Raw genomic sequence first — 23522 nt, forward strand, 5'->3', positions numbered from 1 at the left:
GCACGCGACAGTGGGGCACACCTCCCGGTGTGCCCCACTGTCGTACGGGCGGATCGGATCACCGGCAAGCGGTGACCAGGGCCCGAGCCCGGCTCACTTCTGCTTCCTCCTCCACGCCTCGCGCACCGTCACCGCGAGCGTGAGGTAGACACCGATGACTTCCAGCACCAGCAGATACGTCTCCATGTCGCCTTCCCCGCCTGTTCGTGGCTTGCTTCCACGACCACGATTGCCGACGCGGCGGGTACGGGCATTCACTGTTTTGCCTGCTCAGAGGGGTTGGTTTGCGCCCGGACCGGGGCTGTTTCGCGCGGTGTCGGGGCAGGTTTCGCGGGCGGACGCGCGATCCATCGCATCCATCGAGGCCAGTGGCCTCAACCGGCGCCAATCGTAAGGCGGATGGCCCGTACTGGGATGGCGGCGGTCATGGACGTTGGCCGCGATCCAGAACAGGCAACAGCCCGCCATCACGGCCAGCGCCGCCCACCGGAGCGGTCCTTCGACACCCGACGTCGCGCCCCTCAGGAGCGCGCTGCCGACCAGATAGGTCAGGAGCGGGTAGACGACGGCCTGGTGCCAGATCTTCGTCGGGGACAGCATCTGCGCACGCGTGTAGAGACCGGTCCTCAGCTCCCACCAGCCCTGCCACAGGCCGAACACCAGCGGCAGCACCGTCATAGCCACCGCCGGCCACCCTGCGACCGGTACGGAGGCGGCGCCCGGGGAGCCCACGAGCCAGACACCGGCCGCGCAGGACACGGCCAGCGCCGGATCTCCGTAGAGGAACGCGGTGAACTCGTGCCGCGGCCGTAGCAACCGCCGTTCCAGTACGAGGGCGAGCAGCGCCGGGACACCGGGGCTCACGGCGAACGCGGCCAGGAACGCCCACAGCGGCCCGTGTTCCAGCGTCGGCGCCACGAAGGGCCGCCAGTCCCCCGCGGCAGCCATCGTCATACCCGCTTCCCCGTACGGAACTTTCGGCGGCGGGCGACCCCCGCCGCGCGGCCCTGGCCCTCCTGCCGCCCCTCGGTTCCCCACATCTCGTTCACCAGACGCTCGACGTCCTGGTCACCGAAGAACCAGGCGTAGGTCTGCGCGAATGCGGTCACTACCTGGAGGTGCTTCTTGCGCGTTCCCGCCCCCGGCTCGTCCTCGGGCGACGCGACGCCGAAGAACTCTTGCTGCAAGCCCTGCACGGCCTCCGCGGACTGCTCCAGAAACGTGGACAGCGAGCGCGCCCCGACCCTGGTCTCCTCGATGATCGTCGCATGCCGGTCGCACACGGCGGCCGCGCGCCAGAGCGCGAGATGCCCGGGCTGGCGGACGAGGCTGTTGATCCAGGAGGGTCCGCGGCGCGGGGGCCGGAAGTCGGCCGAAGCTTCCGGGTTCGGGCGATGGCCGTAGGCGACCGCGGTGGCGATGTCGCGAATATCCTTCTCGGCGCCGTTCTTGGACACCAGGGTGAGGGTGTCGGGGTAGAACTCGAACGCGGCCAGAAGGTGCAGGATCCGGTTGTGCTCGCCGTCGGCGGTGAGGAGGGCGGCCGGTACGCCCACCTTGCCGCACTCCTCCAGCGCGGCGAGCCCGGACCTCTCCGACTCCTTCTGGAAATCGAGGTCGACGAAGGCGAGCTGGAAATCCCGGTCGTCGCCGGCGAACCGTGCGGCCAGGTCTTCAGGGGACCGCACGCCGACCACGACGTGCCCGGCGGGAGCCAGGGCGCGGGCGACGGCCGATTCGACGATCCACTGGTCGTCGACCACGAGTACACGCATCGTTCACTCACCTTCTCGGACGGCTGCTCGGACCGGCCACCGCTCGGCCGGCTGCTGGGAGGACCAGCCCGCATCCACCCTGGTGCCACCGCCCTTGCGCGCGGCGAACTCAATGGACCCCTGGTAGCGGTCCAGATCCCGTTTCAGGACGACGAGGCTGCTGTTCTGCGCCGGCGCGTCCGGGCACATCCCCGGCCCGTCGTCGGCCACCCTGACCCGGATCCGCACCACGCGTCCGCCCCGGGCGTCGGCTGCGCGCCCGGCGCTCACGCTCACCACCACCTTCAGCGCCCCGGACTGGACGGCGTTGGCCACCAGGTCGGAGAGGACACGGCGGGCGAGCTGGTAGTCGGTGGACGGCAGCGCGACCGACGCGCATCCCGGATCCAGCACGCAGCGCTCGCGCAACCCGCTCGGCATCACGCAGAGCACCGCCTCCCACAACGTCCCCACGGTTCCCCCGGGCCCCCGCCCCGGATCCAGCCAGTCCAGCCGCATCTCCTCGACCCGTACCAGCGCGTCCCGCAGCAGACCGCGTACCTCGACGCGCTCGTAGTGGTCGCTCCGTTCGGCCTCGACCACCATGGAGATGGCGGTCTTGGACATGCTGTGCAGGTCTCGGCACGCCATGTCGCGCACCCCGCGCTCGCTGTCAACCGCAGTGGCGACCGCCGCGTCGAGAATCCGGTCGAAGGACCACCACACGACAGCGACCGCGCCGACTCCGAGCACCACGCACACCCGCGCGGCGCGGGGGACGGCCGTCAGTGAGGCCGTCCAGTCCGGTACGAACAGCCCCCCGGCGATCAGCAGAGCACAGACGGGGATCAGCCGCCGCAACAGCACCAGCCGCCCGTCCGCGGCGCCCGTGCTCTTGTCGGATCCCAGTTTCACGCGCTGGGACGGCGCGTAATAGCCGGCGTCGCACACGATGTTGACGAAGACCAGGGTCACGAACACCATGACGGCGGAGAGCTGGACGATCGTCACCGAGACGCCGGGGCCGTCCGGACCGTACGGGCCGACGAGGGCGAAACCCATCGCGGCCATGCCGAAGCCCTCCGCCAGCCCCGGCAGGTTGAAGGAGGCCCGTCCCCGGGCGCTGTCGAGGTGGTCGAACAGCCGGTACAGCACGGGCAGCCGTTCGCCGGCAGCCTCAAGGCGCGCCCTGGTCTCCGGATAGGCGTGCAGAAGGGACAGGACGGCTCCGGCGGTCGCGAGCAGGAGGGCCAGAGCACTGTGTGTGCGTGCGGACGCCGGCGTCCAGGCCAGGGAGGCCCACAGCAGGGCTGTGCTTGCGCAGCGCAGCCACGCGGTGGTGCGATGGAGGCTGTCGAGGGCACGCACCGCCGTCACCCAGCGCAGGTCCGCGCGCCTGTCCAAACCGTCCATGTGCCACCCCACCGTCTCGTCCTGCGATGGAATTCATGATGGGCAGTCCCGCGCGGTCCGGACAGCAATACATCGCACATGGTGCCGCGCTCGTGTGCACCACCGCCCGGACCGGGCGCCGTGGGGTCTGCCGTGGAATCCCCGTCTGCCCCGCCCCGGGGACCGGGTTCTCGCCGGCTCAGCAGGATGAGATCACCCGGCGCTGGGCAGCCGGTTGAACAGCGTCGTCCCGTCGCTGTCACGGTCCTCCAGCAGCCGCATGAGCCCCGCCCGCTGAGCAGCGCTCATGCTGTCGTGGATGAGGTCCGCCGGGCGGTTCTTCGCCGCGGCCTCCTTGCGGATCGACTGCTCGACGATCCCGCGGGCCTTGGCCTGGTCGTACGTCACTCCGGCTTGGGCGACCAGGGACATGAAGGGCACGATGCCGGTGGTCGGTGCGGGCGTAAAGGTCCGGGACCCGCCGGGCCTTGACGCGGAAGTTCGGGTCTCGGATGAAGATCCAAGACCGGTACTTCCAGGGCTTGATCGCGTCCTGACGCAACCAGCGGCGCACCGTGGACGCGGAGACGGTGTCGGTGATCCCGCGCGCGGTCAGCTCGGTGGCCGGCTCCGGGCACGACCAGCGCGATAGGGGCATACCGGTCTCGGCCGCCAACTGGCAGGCCAGCGCCTCGGCTTCGGCGACCTGCACCGGGGTGAAGCCGGCGGGACGCCCGGTGCGCTTGCGGTCGGCCAGGGCTGGCAGCCCGCCGAGGGCGAACCGGTCGCGCCAGGCGCGGACCGTGTCCAGGTGCAGGCCCGTCTCGCGGGCGATGCGCGCGTTGGAGCGCCCCCGTGCCGCGTGCAGGACGATCCCCGCCCGCCGCCGTAACCGGTACGGGGCCTTGCGGCCGTAGGCCATCTTCTTCAACCGCTCGCGCTCGGCGGCGGTCGCGACTATCGGGCAGGCCGGGGCAACGAGCATGGCAGGCGGGCCGATCGGGGGAAGTGGATCACGACGGATGGCATCCTGCCGTGTCCGGCGCCTCAACGATCCGGCACGACGGCCACCGTGCCCACGACGCCGGAGTGCACCGGGCTGTCACTCGCCCAGTGGTTGTCCGAACACGCCCGCACTGCCTGACCGCAACTGGCGGACCGCCATGTCGCTGACCTGGCGGGCGATGTCGGTCCACAGGGCGGCGGGGAGGTCGTGGCCGACGCCCGGGTAGGTCACCAGGCGGGCGCCGTCGATGGCCCGGGCGGTGGCGCGGCCCGCGCTGACGCGCAGGATCGGGTCCTGCTCGCCGTGCAGGACCAGGGTGGGTCGGCGTAGCTCCCTGAGCCTGGGTCCGTGCCACTGGGCGCCGATCTGGCGGCTCTGCGCCTTGTTGTCGCGCGGGCCGCTGTCCACGTCGGCCTCGACCCAGGCGCGGGCCGCGGCCTCGTCGAAGGGGTAGCCGGGTGAGGCGATGCCGCGCCAGACGGTGAGGGCGGCCTCGATGTCGCCCTCGCGGCCCTCGGGGAACTTGGTCCGGGCGAGCTTGGCGAGCAGGCCGAACCGCAGGTAGCGCAGGACCCCCAGCCCGGAGACGTCGCTGGGCAGGGCCGCCGAGGAGGTGACGCTGAGCACCCGGTCGGGGTGTCGCAGCGCGATCCGCTGGGCGATCGCGCCGCCCAGGGAGTGGCCGAAGACATGGGCTCGCCCCCAGCCGAGTTCGTCCATCACAGCGATGGCGTCGTCGGTCATGTCCTCGGAGGTGTAGGCGTCCCCGCGCTTGGCGAACAGGGCCTTGAAGGGGTTGGTGGTGGCGGTGTCCGGCATCCGGGTCGACTGGCCGGCGTCGCGCTGGTCGTAGCGGGCCACGGCGAACCCGGCGTCGCCGAAGGCCTGGCACAGTCCGGCCGGCCACCAGAACCGGGCGGTGGCCAACCCCATGATCAGCAGCAGCGGTTCGCCCTCGGAGCCCTTCAGTTGGTCGAAGGCCACCTGCACGTCGCCGTTGCGCGCGTACCGGGTCGACGTCCACTGCTGCTGCACCTGGGGCATGTCGGCTCTCTTTCATCTACTGCGATCATCGTTCGCAGTTAATGCAGCCTAAGATACTGCATACACCGTTCGCAGAAAAGGAGGGGTCATGACCGAGCCGTCCGCCCACAGCATCTGGCTGCGCCCCGAACGAGCCGGACGCGGCCCGACGCCCACGTTCGACCGCGACCGCATCGCCGCCGCCGGGATCGCCCTGGCCGACGCGGACGGCCTGCCCGCCGTCACCATGCGGGCCGTGGCGGTCGCCCTCGGGGCCGGGCCGGCATCCCTCTACCGCTATGTGGCCACCCGCGACGAACTGCTGGAACTGATGATCGACCAGGTCAACGGCGAGATCTCCTACGCCGGGCTCGGTTCCGGACACTGGCTCGACGACCTGCTCGCCCTGGCCCGGCAGAGCAGGAGCGTCTACCTCGCGCACCCATGGCTGCTGGACGCGACCGCGGCGAGGACCCCGGTGGGGCCGCACGCGGTCACCTACCTGGAGCACGCCCTGGCCGCGCTCGCCGACGTCGACGTCAGTCCCCGGACCAAGCTGGAGGCCATCGCGATCCTCAACGCCGTCGTCTCCACTTTGACCCGCGCCGAGGTGATCCAGCGTCTCGCCGGGCAGACCATCCCGCAGTGGCAGCAGGCCCAGGCGGAATATCTCACCCAGGTCGCCATGGCGGGCCATCACCCGCACCTCGCCACCGCCCTGATCGGGCAGCCGACCGAGGCCGAGGATTCATCGGAATCGCTCTTGGACCGCATCCTCACCCGCGTACTCACCGGGCTCCTTCAGCCCGACGACATCGGAGCAGCCTCCGTGCGCGGTCGCGCGAAGGCAGAGCCACCCGCGGCCAGTCCGGGGGCGACCGCAACCTCCTGATGCCTCATCGGGAGAGTCATGCCCGAGCTTTCACCTCCCGCGACGCTCCGCCACTCTCACAAATGACCATCCGTGAGAGTGGCGACGGGCCGTTTCGGCGGCACCCCGGGAGATCCCCAGACTGCGCCTGCGGCCTCCACCTGGCCGTCCCCGAGACCTGGCCGGACTTCACACACAACAACAGCGGGAGTCAGCCCCCGAAGGATTTTCGGCGTCGACCACTGAGACGGGACATCAGCAACGGCTCGTGGACACCGAAATCCATCGGCCGTGACGACGGTGTTCCGGGCAGGATGTCCTCCCGTGAACCACGTACTGTGCGGCCTCGCCGCCAATGAGGCACTGCCCTACGAGCTGGTCGGGCGCCTGATCGCGGTCGCGGACGCGGACATCGCCGACGCCCTCGCCGGCCGCGCCGACCTCAGCCGCGAGCAGGCGGTCGACCTGGCCAAGCGAGTCGAGGAAGCCACTGCGCGACTCGCGTACGAGGGCCGTTTGACCGCCGCCGACATCGACCCCCTCGCACGGCCGGAGGCCGCGCTCGCCCTGCTCGACGCAGGTTCCGGTGACCTGCAGTGGGCGCGGCTCTTCGCCCAGGACCCCGATCCCGAGCGCCGGGCGAAGCTCGCCGCCTGTCCCGGACTTCCGGCCGACGTGAGGGAGAGCCTCGCCTGCGACCCGGACGTCCAGGTCGTCGCGGAACTCGCGCTGTGGACCACAGCGGACATGGCGGCACGCCTCGCACGCCACCCGCATGCCGAGGTCCGCCGCGCGGTAGCCGGCAACGAGGCGACACCACCGCAGGTCCTGGCCATGCTGGTCACCGGCGAGGGGCTGCCACCGGCGGAGCGGTGCCTGGTCTGCGACCGGGAGGAGACACCGTACGCGCACGATCCCCACTGTCCCCGCCTCGACTGCGACCTGCGGTCCGGTGCCTCGTGCGCCGGCTCGCACGAGTCCACCCTCCACGAGATGGCGGACCAGGCGCTGCGGAACCCCGCCACCCCGATCGCCGCTCTCCTCCGATTCGCCGACCACCCCTCGGCACTGCTGCGCTGGGAACTCGCCGCCCGCCCCGACCTCCCGCCGCAGACAGCGGCGCGGCTCGCCGACGACCCCGTTCCCGGTGTTCGAGGCGACCTCGCGCAGAACCCGGCGATCGACGACGCCACGGTCCGCGTACTGGCCGCCGACCTCGGCCACGACGTACAGCGCCGGCTGGCGCACAACCCCCGCGTGCCCCTCGACGTGCTGTCCGACCTGGCCGCCGCCACCAAGATCGGCTCGACCCTGCTCCCGAGGATCGCCTCCACTTCCCCCTCCGAGATCGAGGACTTGTCCAGGTCCTCGAACCCGGTCCTACGCATGCTCCTGGCCGAACGGCGCGATCTGCCGGCCGAGATCCGAGACCTGCTGGCCGACGACCCCGACGCGAAGGTCGTCAAGTCCATCGCACAACACCCCGGCCTCTCGGAAGCCCAGCTACGGTCCATGGTCGAACGCCACGGAGCCCAGGTCGCCGCCAAGGTTGCGGCCAACCCGGAAACCCCGGCCGCCTTGCTGGAAGACCTGACCGGGCACGTACCGCCTGTCCGGAAAGGGCTGCGCGAAATCGCCCGGCACCCCAACGCAACCGGCCCCGCCCTGCTCGTCTGTCTGACGGACAGGCAGGCAAGGCGAGTGGCTGCGGGACACCCAGCCCTGCCACCGGAGGCCATCGTCGAGCTGCTCGCCGACTGCGACTGGCAAGTGGTGGAAGCGGCTGCCGCCAACCCCTCGCTGCCACTGGCCGTCATGGCGGAGCTGATACCTGAGCCCCACGGGGCATAGGGCCCCGGCGCGGTCTTGGAGAACATCGGCACAGGCCTTGATCGCCGATAACGGTCATGAGGCGGCGGCCGACCTGTTCCTCGACTCGTTCGCCAACCCGAACACCGTCCGGAACTACGGCATCGCCGTCGCGAAGACCGCCGAGCGCCTGGGCGAGGGCCGGCCGTTCGCCTCGGTGGAGGACGCCGAGATCGGCGAGGCGCTGGAGCTGCTGTGGGGCAGCTCGGCGGTGAACACCTGGAACGCCCGACGCGGCGCAGTGCTGTCCTGGACCGGCTGGTGCGCGGAGCGCGGGTACGACGGGCCAACGGTCCCGGCCTGGGCCAAGCGGCTGTCTCCGCCGGACTAGGAGACTCCGGTGCGCTCGAAGTCGGCGATCGACCGGCTGATCGCCCGCCGCGACGTCCACCTGCGGGAGAAGACGCTGTGGCGGATGCTCTACGAGACGTGGGCCCGCTCGGAGGAGATCCTGGACGTCAACGTCGAGGACCTTGACTTGGCCGGCCGCCGGTGTCCGGTGAAGGCGAAGGGCTCCCAACCGAAGGTCCGCCGCCGCGGCGGCGCCCGCGACGAGAACGTCCGCCGCTGCTTCAAGCCGTCCCCGGAGGCGATCGCCGAGGTCACCGGCCTGCTCGCACCCGGCAACAGCAGGCGCTCAATCTTGCTCAGCCCCGTCCCCGAGTCGTAGTCGCTCGGGTGCCAGCGGGCTACCGGAGCACGACCGTGACGCCGCGCCGTTCGAGGAGTTGCACGATCTCCTCGAAGTAGGAGAGTTGACCCTCCGGATCCTCCACAACATCCGCCAGTGCGCGGCGTGCGACTTCGGAGTCATGCCAGGTCAAGGTGAAGGGCGGGGCCACTCCGAATCCACCGCACAGGCAGTCCTTGAAGGCGTTCCACTCCCGGCCGAAGTAGCGGCCAGGTCCGAGCAAGGCCTCGGCGATCGCGCAGTGCAGCCCGGGGACGTCCGTGACGAACCGGCCGTCGAGATGATATTCGCCGCCAGAGCGGTCCGGTCGAGGCGCGGGCACCCGCCAGGCACGGGTGGTGAGGTCGAGCCAATCGGCCCTGCCTTGCGAGTCGTACGGCGCCCACATGTTGGGTGCTTCTGGCGGGCCCTGATACCACTCCGCCCAGATCGAGCGGGCCGCCGACGATGGTCGATCGGCGCCGCCATCGGTGAGGGTTATGTCTTCCAGCCCATCGCCGAGCACAGACGGGCGCGCTCCGGTGAGGGCCAGGCCCACGGAGCGCGAGGCCATCACAGCGCCATGGCGATCCAGCACCAGGAGGTCGGCCCAGCCCCGTGTCCACCGGCGTGGTCGCTGAGTCCCTACGAGCAGTGGCTCCGTAGCCTCGCAGCCGATCAGCTCCATCGGGACAGGGGCCGGGTCCGCTCGCGGATTGAACAGGCCGTCCACATCGGAGCACCGGCCTGTACTTGCAGCAGCGACCGTCGTTCCCGCGAAGAGCTCGAAGCGTGGTGTCGCAGGCACTTCGAAGACGCCCTCGTCGTTCCTGACGCCGGCACCGAGCACAATATCGTACCGCGCCGGGTCGCCGGGGTGGGGCTGATGGGCCACCACGACCGCATCGACGAGAGTCCACCACTGCACGGGCTGCTCGTCGTCCCAGACCTCGATGCCCACGTCGCCCAGACCCCGAAACGAGACGCCGGGCTCGGCCAGGACCTCGCTCAGGAGGCCATCGGGGCTGCATCCGCGGAGGGTGAGGATCTCCCGTGGCGGCGGGAGCGGGTCGACGAACAGCCCTTCGACGCCCGCGCACCTCCCCCAGAGCTGTTCCACGCCGTCTTCGTCCTCCTGGACCAGGAGGTACTTCACCGGGAAGCCCCGATCCCACCGAGCGTGATCTGTGATGCGCACCCAACCCCCGAACATGCGAGCGACCTTCGCGCCTACGATACGGACCTGCCGGCCCTGGCCAGGAAGGGGACGGGCTCCCGAGTTCGGTTACGTCTCGTCGACGCCGCCGTCGCCCAGCTCCGCGCGGAAGGCCACGAGATCCGGGACGAGGACATCGCCCGGCCGAGGAGTCCTGGAGCGGTCGGGCAGGGTCGGGGAGGGGTTGTGTCCCGGCGCCCGCCCGACCCTGGTCAGGCGGGCGCGGGCTGCGGCGTGGGCGCGGTGAGCCGTCCGGTGCGTGCCAGTGCGAGGACTGCGCCCGCGCAGGCCCCGCCGGTCAGGGCCAGGACGGTCCAGACCAGCCACAGTGTCTGGTTGCGCGTGGCGTAGTCCCACAGCGCTCCGGTGGCCAGGTTGCCCAGTGTGATGCCCAGGCCGGAGACGGTGTTGTAGAGGCCGTAGTGGGTGGCGACGAGGCGGTCGCCGGACAGCGAGACGACGGTGTCCATCTCGAAGGGGTAGACGATCGCGCTGCCGGCCGACAGCGCGATGACCGCCGCCGTCAGTGCCGCCAGCGACACGGCGCCGGGGACGGTACTGCCGCTCGCGGCCGTCAGGGCGAGCGGCGTGAACGCCAGGCCCATCACCGCGAGGCCGCGGACGAGGGCCTGTTCGCCGCTCCAGCGTGTCCGGGCCCAGCCGGTCAGCCGCAGCTGCCCGGCGACGGCCACCGCGGCCGACAGGACGAACAGCAGGCTGGTGGCCTTCGTACCCGCCTTCCCGAACGCGTCCCCGGCCGCGAGCGGCAGGGCGAGGTAGACCTGGAAGGTCAGGACGTAGGAGCCGATCATCGCGCACGAGAACAGCAGGAACGGCCGGTTGGCAGCCACCGAGCGCCACTGCGCCAGCACCCCGCTCTCGCCCCCGCCGGGTCCAGAGGCCCGGCGGGCGGGCAGGGCCCGGCCCTGCAGCACGCTCAGCGCGGCGAAGATACCGGCGGCCACCAGGCACACCAGACGGAAGTCGGCGGCCAGCAGGGCCAGTCCCACCAGGGGCCCCAGCAGCATCCCGGCCTGGTAGTAGACGTTGAACGTCGCGAACGCCTCGACCCGGCGCGGGCCGGCCTCGGCGGCGAGGTACGCGCGCACTGCCGGGTTGAACAGTGCGCCGGCGAACCCGGTGGCCGCCGAGGCGATGATCAGGACGGGCAGGCTGTCCACGACTCCCAGCAGGGCGAACCCGCCCGTCCGCAGCAGACAGCCGGCCATGATCGGGGCCTTGTAGCCGAAGCGGTCGGCGATCGTGCCGCCGATGAGGAACATGCCCTGCTGGGAGAAGTTGCGCACGCCCAGCACCAGCCCGACCGCCCACGCGGCGAGGCCGAGCTCACCGGCGAGGTGGGCGGCGAGGTAGGGCATCAGCATGTAGAAGGCGAGGTTGATGGCGAACTGGTTGGCCATCAAAAGCCGCACTGCGGGCGGGAAGCTCAACGTGCTGGTCCACAGGGTCTTCACCGGGCCGCTCCCGTCAGGCTCGCCGTGCCCGAGTACGGTCCGGCGGCCGCCGGGACGGGGTCGAGGACGGTTTCGCATTTCGTCCACCGGGTGACGGTCCGCTCGCCGGGGTGGCCGATCTCGTCCGGGGCGCCGGCCGGCTCGCATCCCAGCAGCCCGCGTTCCTGGCACCAGGCGTCGTCGAAGACGGTTCCGGCGTAGCGGTGGGGGCCGTCGGGGAAGACGGCGGCGATCCTGGCCTCGGCGGGGAGGGTGGCGGACAGGTGGCGGGCGACCAGGGCGACCGCACCCACACTCCACCCGCCGCTCGCGTACCGGGAGCGGGCCAGCGCCCGCGCCGCCCACACGGCCTCCCCGGCGGCGACCCAGTGGACCTCGTCGAAGAGGGTGTAGTCGACGTTGCGCGGGTAGATGCTGCTGCCCAGGCCCCGCATCAGGCGGGGGGCGGCCTCCTGGCCGAAGATCGTGGAGCCGCAGGTGTCGACACCGACCACCTTCAGATCGGGGAAGAAGGTGCGCAGGACCGAGGCGACGCCGGCGGAATGGCCACCGGTCCCCACGCTGACGACCAGGGCGTCGATCCGCCCGAGCTGGGCGACCAGCTCGCGTGCCAGACCCGCGTACGCGGTCACGTTGTCGGGATTGTGGTACTGGTCGGGGCACCATGCGTCCGGGTGGAGGGCGAGGAGATCGGTGACGCGGTCGCGGCGGGCCTGCTGCCATCCCCCGACCGGGTGCGGCTCGGTAACCCGCTGCACGTCCGCGCCGTAGGCGGTGAGCAGGCCCGACACGAGGGGTTCCATGCCGGGGTCGGTGACCACGGTGACCGGGTGGCCGAAGACGATCCCGGCCAGCGCCAGGCCCAGGCCCAGCGTGCCGGAGGTCGACTCCACGATCCGCGCCCCGGGCAGCAGGTCACCGCGCTCCCGGGCGCGTTCCACCATGAACAGGGCGGTGCGGTCCTTGATGCCACCGGGGTTGTGGCCTTCGAGTTTGGCCCAGAAGCCGCGTCCGGCAGCGGTGAAGGGCTCGCCGACCCACAGGACGGGGGTGTCACCGACCAGCGCCGCCGGGGAGTGGGCGCACCGGGTCGCGCCGCTCAGCAGTTGGGCCGGCGGGGTGCAAGAGGGCATGAGGGAGGAGTTCATCGCACGGGTCTCCTGCCGGCCGCACACGGCGCCTGGTCAGGGCGGGGCGGGCCGGGGTGTTCGAGGACGGAACCGATGGGGCGGCACCGCCTCCCGCGCTCCATATCGCGGCGGGAAGCGGTGGTCCGCTCAGGCCCGCCAGACCCCCAGCATCGCGCGCGTCCGGCTGTGCCCCGCAGGGTGTCCCCCGCTGGCGCGGGCGCAGGGCGCCCGGCTCCGGGCGCCCTGCGCCCAGGCGTCCCCCGCAGGGAACGCGGCGTCGTCGGTGGGGGCAGGTACGGGCAGGTCGGCCCGGGGCCCGGCTGTGGCAGGCTCGTCGGCCCCGGTGCACCCCAAGGCGCCGCCGTGGTCACAGAGTTCCGCAGCGGCAGCCGGAACAGCGGGACGCGCATGATCCGCGGCCGCGACCGTCACGGTGGCCAGAGTGTCGATGCGTACCCCGTCGGTCTGCGGGCCGTGGGCGCAGCCGAGCACGTGCAACAGCCCGGCCATCACCGTGACCAGTACCAGCCGCCACGGCATGGCACGGGGCCCGCAAGAACCCACCTTCACCCGCACAACACGAAGAGTATTCGATCAATTACATAAAGTGCTTGTTAGGGCGGCCGGACAGGTGGCGGCCTGCTCTCACAAATGACCATCCGTGAGAGCTCTGCGAGAACCTCCTCAGTGATCACGTTTCCGCAGGTCGCCGCTCGCAAAAGTCCTCGGCGCCGTTGCCTGGTCAAGGCCGACCGCCACTCCGCCCTGACCCATCTCGGCGAGCAGGGTGCATCGCTGTTGATGCTGATGGCGAAGTCCCGGCACAAGAAGCCGGAGAACGTCCGCCGCTACTTCAAAGCCCTTCCCGGGGGCGATCGCCGGGCTGACCAGCCTGCTCGCCCCCGGCGACGCCCGCCGTTGACCGCCTGCGCTGGGCGGGGCCGGCCGCACGGGCGGGGAGCCGTTCAGTGAGGAATCGCCCAGCCCGGTGTCCAGGTCCCGGCGGTTTCGTGGCCGGCCGTCGTGGCGGCGAGGTGGGTGCGGAGGGCCGCCAGCGCCGGGTGGGGGTTGTCGCGGTGCCAGAGGAGCGAGTGGGGGTAGACGGGCGTTGGGTTGGTGACCGGGATGCGGCGCAGGCCGTGGTCGGCGGGCCAGATGAGGCGGGTGTGCTCGCCCATGAAGGTGGCCAGGGCCGGGGTGTCGGAGATGGTGTCGAGGAGCGCGTCTGAGCCGAAGTTGGGGCCGGTCACCTCGATGGTGAGGCCGAACTCGGCGACGAGGTCGTCGTAGTAGGCGCCCCACTCGGTACCGGGGGCGATGCCGGGCATCCAGATCCGGTGCCCGGCGAGCTGGGCGACGGTCACCGACCGGGCGCCCGCCAGTGCATGGGCGGGGCCGGTGAGGAGTTGGAGCGGCTCGTCGAGCACCCGGACCGAGGCGATGTCCTCGGGCAGGGGTCGACCGGGCGCGGCGACGGCGCGGAAGGACGCGTCGATCGCACCGGAGCGGATGGCGGTGACGGCCGTCTCGATGTCGAACAGCATCATCACGTCGAGGTCGATCTCGGGGTGTGCGCGGTGGAAGCCGCGCATCAGGCCCGACTGCGCGCTGCGCGAGGCGATCACGTCGACGCGCAGCGGACGGTGGCCGGGACGCACGGACGCGCCCGCACGCGCGGCGACGCGCAGCAGCTCGCGTGCGTGGGGCAGGAACGCCTGACCATCGATGGTGAGATCGGCGCCGCGTGGGACACGGGTGAACAACCGCACGCCGAGGTTGCTCTCCAACGCGGCGATGCGCTTGGAGACAGCCTGCTGGGTGATCGACAAGTCGGTGGCGGCTTTCTGGAACTGGCCCGCTTCCGCGACGGCGACAAAGGTACGTACAGCTTCGAGGTCCACGCCGACCCACCTTAGTGAACAACTGATGGTTGTGGATTGCTGGCAGGTCAGTTGTTTGACCTGCAGTTGTCCTGCCCGCTTACCTCTCATTGGTCAACGTCGGTTTGTTCGGGTGGGACCTCAAGGGGAGTGCGCTGAGCATGGTGGGCAGGAGACGGTTGGGCCGGCGGTTCGGCTGGCTGTGGGCGTCATATGCGGTGAGCGCCTACGGGTCCGGGCTGGGATTCGGGGCGTTGCCGCTGATCGCCGTGCTGGTGTTGCATGCCGGACCCGCTGAGGTGTCCGCGCTGTCCGCGGTGGGGCCTGCGGTGGGTGCGCTGATCGCGGTGCCGCTCGCGCCGTGGGTGGAGTTTCGGCGCAAGCGCCCGGTCATGATCATGATGGACCTGGCCCGGTTTGCGGCCATGGCTACGATCCCGGTCGCCTACGCCTTCGGATGGCTCGGTTTCGTCCAGCTGCTCGTGGTCTCGGCCGTGGTCGCCGCAGCCAAGATTGCCTTCAGCGCGGCCAGCGGCGCCTACCTCAAGGCCCTCGTTCGGCCGGACGACCTGCTCGTGGCCAACGCGCGCTTCGAGTCCACGAACTGGAGCTCCATCGCGGTGGGGCCACCGCTGGGCGGGGCGGCGATCGGCCTGTTCGGGCCGGTCACCACCGTGGTGGCCGACGCGCTCAGCTACCTCCTCTCCGCGCTGGGCATCGCCGCGATCCGCGGCCAGGAAGAAGCACCACGAACGACCGACAAGAGCCCGCTCCGGGCAGGCGCACTGCTCGACGGCTGGCGACACATCATGGGCCACCCCGGTCTGCGCCCGCTCTACCTCAACCAAATGCTCGTCGCCGGTCTGATCATGGCCACCGAGCCGCTGCTGGCCCTGCTCCTGCTTCGCCAGCTCGGGTTCCCACCCTGGCAGTACGCCCTCGCCTTCGCCGCCCCCTGCCTCGGCGGACTCATCGGCTCCCGGCTGGCCCGTCGTGTCGTGGCCCGCTTCGGCCGGCACCGGGTCTTCCGGATCGTCGGCACCCTGCGTGCCATCTGGCTGATCGGCCTGGCCTTTGTCCGTCCTGGCGTCGTCGGTCTCGTCACCGTGATGGCCGTCGAACTGGCGATCATCATCAACATGAGCCTGTACAGCCCGGTACTGGCCACCTACCGGCTCGAACACACCCCCAAGCATCTCGTTGCCCGCACCCTGTCGGCCTGGTCGATCGGCCAGCAGGCCTCCATCGCCGTCCTCACCGCGCTCGCCGGGCTGCTTGCCGACGTCACCAGCCCACGCACCGCTCTCGCTGTCGCAGGACTGCTCATCCTGACCACACCGCTCCTGCTTCCCCGACAGGACCAGACGTCGCAGCACGAGCCGGAACCGTCCCACAGCCACTCATGAGGCACCACAACCTGACACCCGCAGGCCGCAGCCGGTCCGCCGGTGCGCGTCCGCGTCGACCTGGCACACCACCGGTAAAGGAGAACACTCGCGTGAGCACTGCACCCGCGCTTGAACCCGCCCACACCGCGCTTCTCGTCATGGACTACCAGCCCGCGGTCCTTGCCTTTGTGCCAGAAGGCGAGGACCGGAACGCCCTGCTCGGTCGTGTGGAAGGGGCCATCGCCGACGTTCGCGCACATGGCGGCACCATCGCCTACGTACGCGTCGGCTTCACCGATGCCGACTGGGACGCGATCCCGGCCTCCAACAAGTCCTTCGCCCCGCTGGCCCAACACCGCGTCATGCACCACAAGGACCCTGCCTCCGTCATCCACGAGCGCCTGGCTCCCCAGGACGGCGACATCACCGTGCGCAAGATCCGCTACGGCGGCATGTCCACCACCGACCTCGACCAGCAGCTACGCGAGCGCGGCATCACCACTCTGGTCGTCTCCGGCATCAGCACCAGCGGCGCCGTCCTGTCCACCGTCATCGACGCGGCCGACCGCGACTACCAGCTCTACGTCCTGTCCGACGGCGTCGCCGACCCGGACACCGAAGTCCACAACGTCCTGCTCCACAAAGTCTTCCCCTCACGGGCCCACATCATCGACACCGCCGAGCTCCACGCCCTGCTCCGGGCTGACTGACTCGAACCAGGAGCCGATCCCACCCACGGCCGCCGCACCCGCCACCGCTCCAGGCCGCCGCGGCCGCCCGCGCCTGAGACCCGCGCCGGGCGCCGGGCTGCCCGAGGATGTACGCCGCGCCGCCGGCGACATGAGGTTCCGGACCGGATCCCGTCTCAGCTGACCCGTGGGGCATCCGAGTGCCTGCGCTCGGGTTCGTGGACCACAGTGGTGTTCGGGCAGTCCTCGGCAAGTCCGAGAAGAGGAATGCCCAGGTGAGCAACCCAGTTCGACGAACAATTCGAGCGGGACATGAGACGCGGATCTACGCTTCGGGCGCTTGCTCGGCCCGTAGGTATCGACCCCAGATCTGGGCCTTGTAATAGGGACCGGCCCCGTCGCAGTCGTACTGCGGCGCGTCAAAGGTCACCCAGTACAACAGCTCCCCGCTGAGCGACTGGGCGTGTTCGTTGAGGTCGGGTGCACCCATGGCATCGATCGTTCCTGCAAACTCGACCTGCCAAGGACCGTCCCATTCCTGGTCACGAACGACCTTGACCCGGCTGCCCGGTGCCAGTGCACCCTTCGGCCATGCCTGGCTCAAGGGACGATCGAGGATCTGCTCCATCGCCTGGCGGTCGTCTACGTCCGTAGGAACGGGGCCGGAACTGTCTGTCATGCCGCCCACTCTGCCCGCGCCACTTCAGGGGCGCCAGAAGACAAAGAACTTCCCCATGCTGATCCTGGTCCCCGCGCTCCGCGGGGTCGAAGTTCTCGTCCCCGCCGACCACCACCCTGGCCGCGCCTAGAAGCAGAACCTGGCACTCGCCGTCGTGCCCGCACGCCCGGTCCCCATCGGGTACGCGGGGACGTCGACCGCGCGGCAGGAACTGGCGAGCCAGCAGAAGACCTCGTGCGCCATTGCGCACAGGAACAGGCCGATCGCCAGTATTCGGGTGGCTCTCCACGGCCGCGGAGAACCCGGTGCCGAGGGAGAAGACCGCGCTCACGGTCATGTAGAGGCGCTTGCGCGGCCGGCCGGCGGCCCAGTGCGTGAGCGGAGCCGGGGTCAGTCCGACGGCGAAGGCGTACACGGTGACCAGCAGCCCCACCCGTGATCGCGCGACTCCCGGATCGTCGCTGATCGGTGTCAGCAGTCCAACCGGCAGCAGCTCTGTGGTGACGACGACGAAGGTCGTGGTGGCGAGAACGAGCAGGCCGGCCCGGCGCCGCGCCGGCGTCGGCCTGGCGGTTTCGTGGGCGGACCGGCCTGATCCGTGAGGTGTGGTGCGCTCACGCTGACGTGGCGGGGAGTGCGGCGAGGAACGCGCGTACGTGTCGGAGCCAGGTCGCCCGGTCTGTCGGGTTCAGGACGTGGGCAGCGCCGGGCAGTTCGATCAGCCGGGCGCCCGGGATGCCGGCCGCCAGACGGTACGAGCTCTCGGGCAGCACCAGTCGGTCGCCGGTCGGCGCCACCACCAGGGTGGGGGCGGACACCTTCGCCAGGTCGGCCCGGACGTCCACGCGGGACACCAGGTCGAAGTGGTCCAGCATGCCCGGCGGCATCGCGGTCAGGGTCTGGGCGACCGCTTCGTCGAGGGCGGCCGGTTCGAGGTCCGCCAAGCCTGCCGGGGACATGCAGGACAGAAGGGCGAGCCGTGCCACGTCCTCCCACTGACCTGCGGCTGCCAGGGACTTGATCAGCCGGGAGGCGAGCGCCAGGACGGGGTCGGCGGCAGCGAAGCCGGCGGTGAGGACGAGGGCCCGGACACGGTGGGGATGCCGTGTGGCGATCCGGACGGCCACGGCGCTGCCGAGGGACTCCCCGAGGACGGCGAACGAGTCCTGGCCGGCCGCGACGGCTGCCGCGACCAGGCGGTCGGCGAGGTCGTCCAGGTCCAGGGGTTCGACGGCTACGGCGGAGCCACCGGCCCCGGGGTAGTGCGGGCCGACGAGGGTGTGGTCCTGGGCAAGGTCGTCGAGGACGAGGCCGAAGTTCCCCTCGATGCCTCCGCCGGCGCCGTGCGCGAGCAGAAGTGCCGGGCCGCTGCCCTGCACGAGAACGTCGAGGTGAGGTGTGGAAAGCACGTGATCAGTGGTCATGGCTCCGACGCTAAACTCCGACATCAATGTCAGAGTCAAGTCGCGGCGTGGGCAACCGGAGCGGGAATGAGGCGAACGGCATGCGCATGAAGGAGATGGTGCGGCGTACCGGCGTCCATGAGCGGCTGCTGCGCTACTACGAACAGCAAGGACTCCTGACGCCCGACAGACTGCCCAGCGGCTACCGCATCTACGGCGAGTCGGACGTAGAGACAGTGCGCCGCGTTCGCTGTCTGCTGGCGGCCGGGCTTCCGACCGCTCTGATCGCCCAGGTCCTGCCGTGCATCCGGGCGGACGACGAGCTCCTCGTGCCCACCTGCCCGGACCTGCTCGCCCAACTGCGACGGGAGGGCGAGCGAATCACCCGCGCCATCGACGATCTGCAGGCGTCGCGCGCGATCCTCGACACCATCATCACCGCCGCGCCCTCGGGGAGCGCCGGGACACCGAGGCCGCCTCAACCTGCCGCTGCCGAGGCAGGCTGACAGGAAGCCGCAAGTAGCCTGGATCGTCGGAGGATTCTTGCTCCCCATGCCAGTCTCGTTGCGTACGTCCACCAGATGCGCATCGCCTCGGTAGCGTTCTTCCTGGCCCAGCTGCTCGCGCTCGCCACGCTCTGGAGGCTCTCGCGGAAGTGGGGCCATCGGCGCCCGGCCGGTAGGTCCTGGGCTCCACGTCATGACCAGTGATCTCGGATTCCTCTGAGGGGCGGCCGCCTCGCCCTCGCCGAGACGACCAGTAGGGCGGGCCCTGCCCTCCAGGGCAAAGGACTGATCACCACCGTTTGCGGCCGGTGACGATCCTGCTGGCTTATTCCGTGCCCAGCGGGGCTGACGGCTCGTTGGTCGGGACAGCAGCGGCCGTCTTGGCGTTCCCGGTCGCGGGTGGGGTGTGGAATGTCGATGCAGCCGAGGCCGTGGCCGAAGGTGCCTGAGCTGACCGCGCAGGTGGCGCGGGCGGTGGCGGCACGGGGCCCGTACCCGTTGGCGATGCGGGTCCGTGACGAGCTGGGCGACTTGTTCGCGGACGCCGAGTTCGCCGAGGCGTTCGAAGCCAGAGGGCGGCCAGGCTGGTCACCGGGCCAGCTCGCGCTGGTGACGGTGTTGCAGTTCGCCGAGAACATCACCGACCGGGCGGCAGCGCATCGGGTGCGGTACGACATGGACCTGAAATACGCACTCGGCCTGGAGCTGGATGATCCCGGGTTCGACGCCTCGGTGCTGTCGGAGTTCCGCACGCGACTGGTCGAGCACGGGATGGAGGAGAAGGCGCTCGATCTGCTGCTGACCGCGCTCAAGGACCGGGGCCTGGTGAAGGCCGGAGGCAGGCAGCGCACCGACTCCACCCGCGTGCTGGCGGCAGTACGCGATCTGAACAGGCTGGAGCTGGCCGGGGAGACGCTGCGGGCCACTCTGGAGGCGCTGGCCTGCGCGGCCCCTGACTGGCTGGCCCAGGCGGTGCCCGTCCGGGAATGGGCCGAACGCTACGGCCCGCGGACTCACTCCTGGCATCCGCCGGCTTCCACGAGCAAGCGCGAGGAGATAGCCCTGGTCTACGGCCGGGACGGGTTCGCGCTACTGGAGGCGGTACATGCCCCTGATGCCCCGGCCTGGCTGCGTGAGCTCCTGGCGGTGCAGGTCCCTGCGCGCGATGTGGGTGCAGAACTACCACCGCACTGTGACCGAGGCCGGGGCGGAGGTGAAGCGGCGGAAGAGCAAGGACCTCCCGCCCGGCAGGCTGCGGCTGGCTTCTCCGTACGACACTGACGCGCGCTACGGCCTCAAACAGGGCTCCTGGTGGACCGGCTACAAGGTCCACATCAGTGAGTCCTGCGACGAACCCGACGTGCAGGACGCGGCTACCGGCCAGGCGATGGTCCTCGGAGCCGGCGGACCGCCGCCGCGCTTGATCACCGGCATCGCGACCACCGACGCCACGGTGACCGATGCGGAAATGACCGAACCGGTCCATCACATGCTCGCCGCCCGCGATCTCCTGCCCGCCGAGCACTTCCTCGACTCCGGTTACGCTTCCGCCGAGTTGATCGTCGGCATGAAGAAGAACTTCGGGGTCACCCTGGTCACCCCGGTCCTGATGAACAGCTCACCCCAGGCACGTGCCGGCGCCGGGTTCGACCGCACCGCGTTCACCATCGACTGGGACAAGCGGCAGGCCACCTGCCCACGCGGGGACACCAGCACCTGGTGGAGCCCCACCACCCTGCGCGGCACCAAGGCCATCGTCATCAAGTTCGACAAGGAGACATGTCGTCCCTGCCCGGTGCGCGACCAGTGCTCCCGCTCGAAGACCGGTGGCCGAACCCTCTCCCTGTAACCCCGCGAGGTGCAAGAAGTCCTCGACCATGCCCGCCTCCAACAGGGCGACGAGCAGTGGCGAGCCAAGTACGGAACCCGCGCGGGCATCGAGGGAACCATCCACCAGGCCGTCGCGGTCACCGGCATGAGACGTGCCCGCTACCTTGGTCTCCAGAAGACCCACCTGGAGCACGTCTTCTCCGCCGTTGCGCTCAACCTCATTCGCCTCGATGCCTGGTGGAACGGCCACCCGCTCGACCGCACCCGCGTCGGCCACCTTGCCCGCCTCGATCTCTCCCTCGTCGTGTGACCGAATAAGGGGTACCAGTAGTTCCCGCCGAAGAAGCAACGCTAAGCCCGTCAGACTCGCCCTGATCTGGGGTGATCTCGGGGACGGCGGGGCGGTGGCCCGCCACTGGGCGGCTCGTTGGGCTGAACGAGTGACGGTGACGGGCGGGCGGATGGCTTCACACCTCACCCCTGTCCTCCTTGTTCGCCGGCTCGCGGGCGGCCTGCGTAACGGGGGGCTCGATCGGACCGGCTATTCGGTTTCGGGCCGAGCGGCAGCCGATGCGTCGTTCGCTCGGCGGCGTCGGTAGTAGGCGACGGTGAGGATCGCCAGGAGCGGGCCCCAGGCGAGGAGCGGGGCGTACGTCGTCCACAGGGCCCAGGCCGCCGGACCGCTGGTAGGGAAACCGTCGCCGTTCTCGTTCATCGGCTCCACGAAACCAAAGATCTGGTTCAGCACGGCGTACGCGCAGAACATCATGATCAGTGCTGCTCCGAGTGCGGCCGGAATGACCACCGCCGGGATCGGGATCCGTCTACCGTGCAGCCCGGGCGCCCAACGCGGGACGACTTCGCCCCAGGGCCGCACCAGCCCGAGGGCGAGCAGCGCGAGTCCTTCGGAGGCCACGGACAGCCCGATCACGTACGGGCGTTCCCACACCGCCCAGTGGTAGTCCGCGTCGTAGCCGGCCAGGCCCAGCACCAGCGCGACACGCCACAACCCAGACGGCAGGACACACAGTGGGATGGCATGGGCCACCCGGACCGTCCAGCGGGGAACTGGCTCGACGGGCCTGCGGCCGGCCGGCGCGCCGACTGACAGATCGGCTGCCGTTGCTGCTGCTGTGTCCCTGGCATGCGTGGTCATATGCGCCCCCCGACGAGATCCGATGTTGTCGATCTTCGCGTGCAGGGTGGGTGCTCAGCGTCCACCGCCGGGTTGACCGGCGCTCGTCCGTGCGACGGACGCCGGGGGCGACCACAGGATGACACCGCCGGCGCCAGCGCGAGCGGAATTCCTCCAGTAACCCGCGCGATGGTGTCGGCCAACCGCGTCAGAGCCCTCTGCCAGTGACCAGGCCCGCGCCCCCGGGCACCCCTCGGCGGGCACCCGCTGCGGCTGCCCTGATTCATCCTCTGAGCTGGGTCGCAGCTGCTTAGCGTTGGTTTTCGGCGAGAACTACTGAGACCCCAATAAGCCAGCAGGATCGGTGACAGGATTCTTGCCGGCACCCCAAGTGCTGTGAGGGTTATGCGTCCGCCTGCGGGAGCCGGGCCAGGGCGTCGGTCAGCTGCCGTACGGACACCGCCCCGGACTCCGGAAGGCCGGCCTGCGACCAGGCGTGCTGTGCCAGGGCCGTGTCGCCTTCGGCGGCCGCGAGGACGTTCTGCTTCGCGCTGTTCTCGTGGACCGGATCGGTGTCCAGGCCGAAGTCGGCCAGGTGTACGACGATGCGTACCTCGAGCTTGGGGTTCGAGGCCATCCGCTCGTTGAGCTGGTAGACCCGTACCCGGTGGCCGATCAGAGCACGGGCCCGCTCGATCATCGCCCGGCCGGCCTCGCAGTCTCCGCGGTCCGTCCGGATCGGCTGCTCGAGCTCGCCGGAGGTGTTGCGCAGGACCAGGACCCCACGGGTGCTGGAGGACTCCACCTTTACGTCCAGAAGCGTGGCGGTGAACTGCTTGGCGGCGTCGAGCCGGGCGATGTCCTGCCCGACCGTGTCGCCGAGCACGTACAGACCGACGGCCCGCTCCCGCTCCCGCACCCGGTCGGTCCAGTCGGCCTCCTCACCGGCCGGGCACGGTCCGACGGCGTGCACGGCGGCGATGACGAGGTCGAGGTCACGAGGGTTCACCGGTCCATGATGACCGACCCGGCCCCGTACTCCCGATCGTCGGTAGCCAGGGATCCGACCTCGAGAGCACACAGACTGACTGGTGACCCGCCTTCCTCGTCCTCCCGGAGGGTTCCATCTGGCCTGCCTACGGCCGGATATCGACCGCATCTGGATCAAGGTGCGTGGTGGAATGACCCGATGACATGGGACGAGTGCTGCCCGGCGGACCCGGCGGCGGGGGAGGGACCGATCTCGTCGTGAACCAGGACGATCTCGGTGGGGTGGGCCACGAGGCGTTCGTGCTGCACGGCCGGCTGCAGAAGCAGGCCGACATAGCAGGAGCCGGTATCGACCAGGGCGGCTCCGGCTCAACGATGCAGGCAGCGGCGGCCTTGAAGACCAGTGGGTTCGCGCTGGGCGGTGAGTTGGAGACGACGATGTCGGTGTGGACCTCCCAGGTCAAGACGGTCCTGCAGGCCTGCGCACACATCTCGAACCATCTGGACTACTCGAAGAAGGCACACGCCGAGGACGACGCCGCGATCGCGGCATCCCTGCGAAACCGCGACGGTTCGGCCGTGCCGGTCTCGCGCATAGCCGAGTACTTCAAGTAGG

21 protein-coding genes and 4 pseudogenes are annotated in these 23522 nt (G+C 70.4%); 11 read left to right on the top strand and 14 right to left on the bottom strand.

Features of this window, described 5'->3' with window-relative positions:
- Positions 1–270: 270 nt before the first annotated feature.
- The 6 genes and pseudogenes from OG490_RS35255 to OG490_RS35280 form a co-directional block, all read right to left on the bottom strand.
- Complete coding sequence (locus tag OG490_RS35255; protein WP_330300346.1) at positions 271–954, bottom strand: hypothetical protein; 684 nt, start codon at positions 952–954, stop codon at positions 271–273.
- Positions 951–1775 carry a response regulator gene (locus OG490_RS35260; RefSeq protein ID WP_330300347.1) on the bottom strand — a complete coding sequence of 275 codons (825 nt, stop codon included), beginning with the start codon at positions 1773–1775 and terminating at the stop codon, positions 951–953. Before OG490_RS35260 ends, OG490_RS35255 begins: the two co-directional genes overlap by 4 nt.
- Positions 1776–1778: 3 nt before the next feature.
- The gene (locus tag OG490_RS35265) at positions 1779–3167 is read right to left on the bottom strand and encodes a hypothetical protein (protein WP_330300348.1); all 1389 of its coding nucleotides are present in this window, start codon (positions 3165–3167) and stop codon (positions 1779–1781) included.
- A gap of 192 nt (positions 3168–3359) precedes the next feature.
- A complete protein-coding gene (locus OG490_RS35270; protein WP_330301206.1) occupies positions 3360–3578 on the bottom strand; it encodes a hypothetical protein in 219 nt (72 codons plus the stop codon).
- A gap of 139 nt (positions 3579–3717) precedes the next feature.
- Positions 3718–4131: pseudogene (locus OG490_RS35275) on the bottom strand (helix-turn-helix domain-containing protein); the annotation flags it as partial.
- Positions 4132–4248: 117 nt separating this feature from the next.
- Complete coding sequence (locus tag OG490_RS35280) at positions 4249–5196, bottom strand: alpha/beta fold hydrolase (RefSeq protein WP_330300349.1); 948 nt, start codon at positions 5194–5196, stop codon at positions 4249–4251.
- Between the two features lie 88 nt (positions 5197–5284).
- Between OG490_RS35280 and OG490_RS35285 the strand changes: the two genes are divergently transcribed.
- From OG490_RS35285 to OG490_RS35295, 3 genes and pseudogenes are all read left to right on the top strand, one after another.
- Positions 5285–6067: a TetR/AcrR family transcriptional regulator gene (locus tag OG490_RS35285; protein ID WP_330300350.1), complete on the top strand. Its 783-nt coding sequence runs from the start codon at positions 5285–5287 to the stop codon at positions 6065–6067.
- A 303-nt stretch (positions 6068–6370) separates the two neighbouring features.
- Positions 6371–7897, top strand: a complete 1527-nt coding sequence (locus tag OG490_RS35290; protein ID WP_330300351.1) for a hypothetical protein — start codon at positions 6371–6373, stop codon at positions 7895–7897.
- A gap of 37 nt (positions 7898–7934) precedes the next feature.
- A pseudogene (locus tag OG490_RS35295) lies at positions 7935–8477 on the top strand (site-specific integrase); the annotation flags it as partial.
- A gap of 127 nt (positions 8478–8604) precedes the next feature.
- Here OG490_RS35295 and OG490_RS35300 read toward each other — a convergent pair.
- From OG490_RS35300 to OG490_RS35310, 3 genes are all read right to left on the bottom strand, one after another.
- The gene (locus tag OG490_RS35300; RefSeq protein ID WP_330300352.1) at positions 8605–9741 is read right to left on the bottom strand and encodes a barstar family protein; all 1137 of its coding nucleotides are present in this window, start codon (positions 9739–9741) and stop codon (positions 8605–8607) included.
- A gap of 272 nt (positions 9742–10013) precedes the next feature.
- Positions 10014–11276 carry an MFS transporter gene (locus OG490_RS35305; protein WP_330300353.1) on the bottom strand — a complete coding sequence of 421 codons (1263 nt, stop codon included), beginning with the start codon at positions 11274–11276 and terminating at the stop codon, positions 10014–10016.
- The gene (locus OG490_RS35310; RefSeq protein ID WP_330300354.1) at positions 11273–12424 is read right to left on the bottom strand and encodes a PLP-dependent cysteine synthase family protein; all 1152 of its coding nucleotides are present in this window, start codon (positions 12422–12424) and stop codon (positions 11273–11275) included. Before OG490_RS35310 ends, OG490_RS35305 begins: the two co-directional genes overlap by 4 nt.
- A gap of 735 nt (positions 12425–13159) precedes the next feature.
- Here OG490_RS35310 and OG490_RS35315 point away from each other — a divergent pair.
- Positions 13160–13328, top strand: a pseudogene (locus tag OG490_RS35315) (site-specific integrase); the annotation flags it as partial.
- Positions 13329–13371: 43 nt separating this feature from the next.
- On the opposite strand, the gene OG490_RS35320 reads toward OG490_RS35315, so the two are convergent.
- The gene (locus OG490_RS35320) at positions 13372–14307 is read right to left on the bottom strand and encodes a LysR family transcriptional regulator (protein WP_330300355.1); all 936 of its coding nucleotides are present in this window, start codon (positions 14305–14307) and stop codon (positions 13372–13374) included.
- 140 nt (positions 14308–14447) lie between these two features.
- On the opposite strand from OG490_RS35320, the gene OG490_RS35325 reads away from it, so the two are divergent.
- On the top strand, positions 14448–15692 hold the full coding sequence (locus OG490_RS35325; protein ID WP_330300356.1) for an MFS transporter: 1245 nt from the start codon (positions 14448–14450) through the stop codon (positions 15690–15692).
- A gap of 92 nt (positions 15693–15784) precedes the next feature.
- Positions 15785–16384 (top strand): cysteine hydrolase family protein, encoded by a 600-nt coding sequence (locus OG490_RS35330; protein WP_330300357.1) that lies wholly within the window; start codon positions 15785–15787, stop codon positions 16382–16384.
- A gap of 304 nt (positions 16385–16688) precedes the next feature.
- Here OG490_RS35330 and OG490_RS35335 read toward each other — a convergent pair whose 3' ends face one another.
- Positions 16689–17042, bottom strand: coding sequence for a ferrous iron transport protein A (locus tag OG490_RS35335; protein WP_330300358.1), 354 nt, complete (start codon positions 17040–17042; stop codon positions 16689–16691).
- Positions 17043–17656: 614 nt separating this feature from the next.
- A complete protein-coding gene (locus tag OG490_RS35340) occupies positions 17657–18466 on the bottom strand; it encodes an alpha/beta fold hydrolase (protein WP_330300359.1) in 810 nt (269 codons plus the stop codon).
- Positions 18467–18546: 80 nt separating this feature from the next.
- Between OG490_RS35340 and OG490_RS35345 the strand changes: the two genes are divergently transcribed.
- The 4 genes and pseudogenes from OG490_RS35345 to OG490_RS35355 all read left to right on the top strand — a co-directional run bounded on the left by OG490_RS35345 (position 18547) and on the right by OG490_RS35355 (position 21091).
- Positions 18547–18951, top strand: a complete 405-nt coding sequence (locus OG490_RS35345) for a MerR family transcriptional regulator (RefSeq protein WP_330300360.1) — start codon at positions 18547–18549, stop codon at positions 18949–18951.
- A 33-nt stretch (positions 18952–18984) separates the two neighbouring features.
- Entirely contained in the window at positions 18985–19155 is a 171-nt protein-coding gene (locus OG490_RS39275; RefSeq protein WP_443066004.1) for a DUF6185 family protein, read from the top strand.
- A gap of 207 nt (positions 19156–19362) precedes the next feature.
- The gene (locus tag OG490_RS35350; RefSeq protein WP_330300361.1) at positions 19363–20232 is read left to right on the top strand and encodes a transposase; all 870 of its coding nucleotides are present in this window, start codon (positions 19363–19365) and stop codon (positions 20230–20232) included.
- A 187-nt stretch (positions 20233–20419) separates the two neighbouring features.
- Positions 20420–21091, top strand: a pseudogene (locus OG490_RS35355) (transposase).
- Positions 21092–21322: 231 nt separating this feature from the next.
- On the opposite strand, the gene OG490_RS35360 reads toward OG490_RS35355, so the two are convergent.
- Both OG490_RS35360 and OG490_RS35365 read right to left on the bottom strand, forming a co-directional pair.
- On the bottom strand, positions 21323–21790 hold the full coding sequence (locus tag OG490_RS35360) for a hypothetical protein (RefSeq protein ID WP_330300362.1): 468 nt from the start codon (positions 21788–21790) through the stop codon (positions 21323–21325).
- A gap of 529 nt (positions 21791–22319) precedes the next feature.
- Positions 22320–22925 carry a hypothetical protein gene (locus OG490_RS35365; protein ID WP_330300363.1) on the bottom strand — a complete coding sequence of 202 codons (606 nt, stop codon included), beginning with the start codon at positions 22923–22925 and terminating at the stop codon, positions 22320–22322.
- Between the two features lie 185 nt (positions 22926–23110).
- On the opposite strand from OG490_RS35365, the gene OG490_RS35370 reads away from it, so the two are divergent.
- Positions 23111–23521: a hypothetical protein gene (locus OG490_RS35370; RefSeq protein WP_330300364.1), complete on the top strand. Its 411-nt coding sequence runs from the start codon at positions 23111–23113 to the stop codon at positions 23519–23521.
- The last annotated feature ends 1 nt before the right edge of the window (position 23522 follow it).

It is taken from the genome of Streptomyces sp. NBC_00503, assembly GCF_036346895.1.
Taxonomy (GTDB): domain Bacteria; phylum Actinomycetota; class Actinomycetes; order Streptomycetales; family Streptomycetaceae; genus Streptomyces.

Coding starts and splice junctions, on each gene's coding strand:
- OG490_RS35255 (WP_330300346.1), bottom strand. CDS start 954: ATGACGATGGCTGCCGCGGGGGACTGGCGGCCCTTCGTGGCGCCGACG.
- OG490_RS35260 (WP_330300347.1), bottom strand. CDS start 1,775: ATGCGTGTACTCGTGGTCGACGACCAGTGGATCGTCGAATCGGCCGTC.
- OG490_RS35265 (WP_330300348.1), bottom strand. CDS start 3,167: ATGGACGGTTTGGACAGGCGCGCGGACCTGCGCTGGGTGACGGCGGTG.
- OG490_RS35270 (WP_330301206.1), bottom strand. CDS start 3,578: ATGTCCCTGGTCGCCCAAGCCGGAGTGACGTACGACCAGGCCAAGGCC.
- OG490_RS35280 (WP_330300349.1), bottom strand. CDS start 5,196: ATGCCCCAGGTGCAGCAGCAGTGGACGTCGACCCGGTACGCGCGCAAC.
- OG490_RS35285 (WP_330300350.1), top strand. CDS start 5,285: ATGACCGAGCCGTCCGCCCACAGCATCTGGCTGCGCCCCGAACGAGCC.
- OG490_RS35310 (WP_330300354.1), bottom strand. CDS start 12,424: ATGAACTCCTCCCTCATGCCCTCTTGCACCCCGCCGGCCCAACTGCTG.
- OG490_RS35325 (WP_330300356.1), top strand. CDS start 14,448: ATGGTGGGCAGGAGACGGTTGGGCCGGCGGTTCGGCTGGCTGTGGGCG.
- OG490_RS35335 (WP_330300358.1), bottom strand. CDS start 17,042: ATGACAGACAGTTCCGGCCCCGTTCCTACGGACGTAGACGACCGCCAG.
- OG490_RS35340 (WP_330300359.1), bottom strand. CDS start 18,466: ATGACCACTGATCACGTGCTTTCCACACCTCACCTCGACGTTCTCGTG.
- OG490_RS35345 (WP_330300360.1), top strand. CDS start 18,547: ATGCGCATGAAGGAGATGGTGCGGCGTACCGGCGTCCATGAGCGGCTG.
- OG490_RS35350 (WP_330300361.1), top strand. CDS start 19,363: ATGTCGATGCAGCCGAGGCCGTGGCCGAAGGTGCCTGAGCTGACCGCG.
- OG490_RS35370 (WP_330300364.1), top strand. CDS start 23,111: ATGGGACGAGTGCTGCCCGGCGGACCCGGCGGCGGGGGAGGGACCGAT.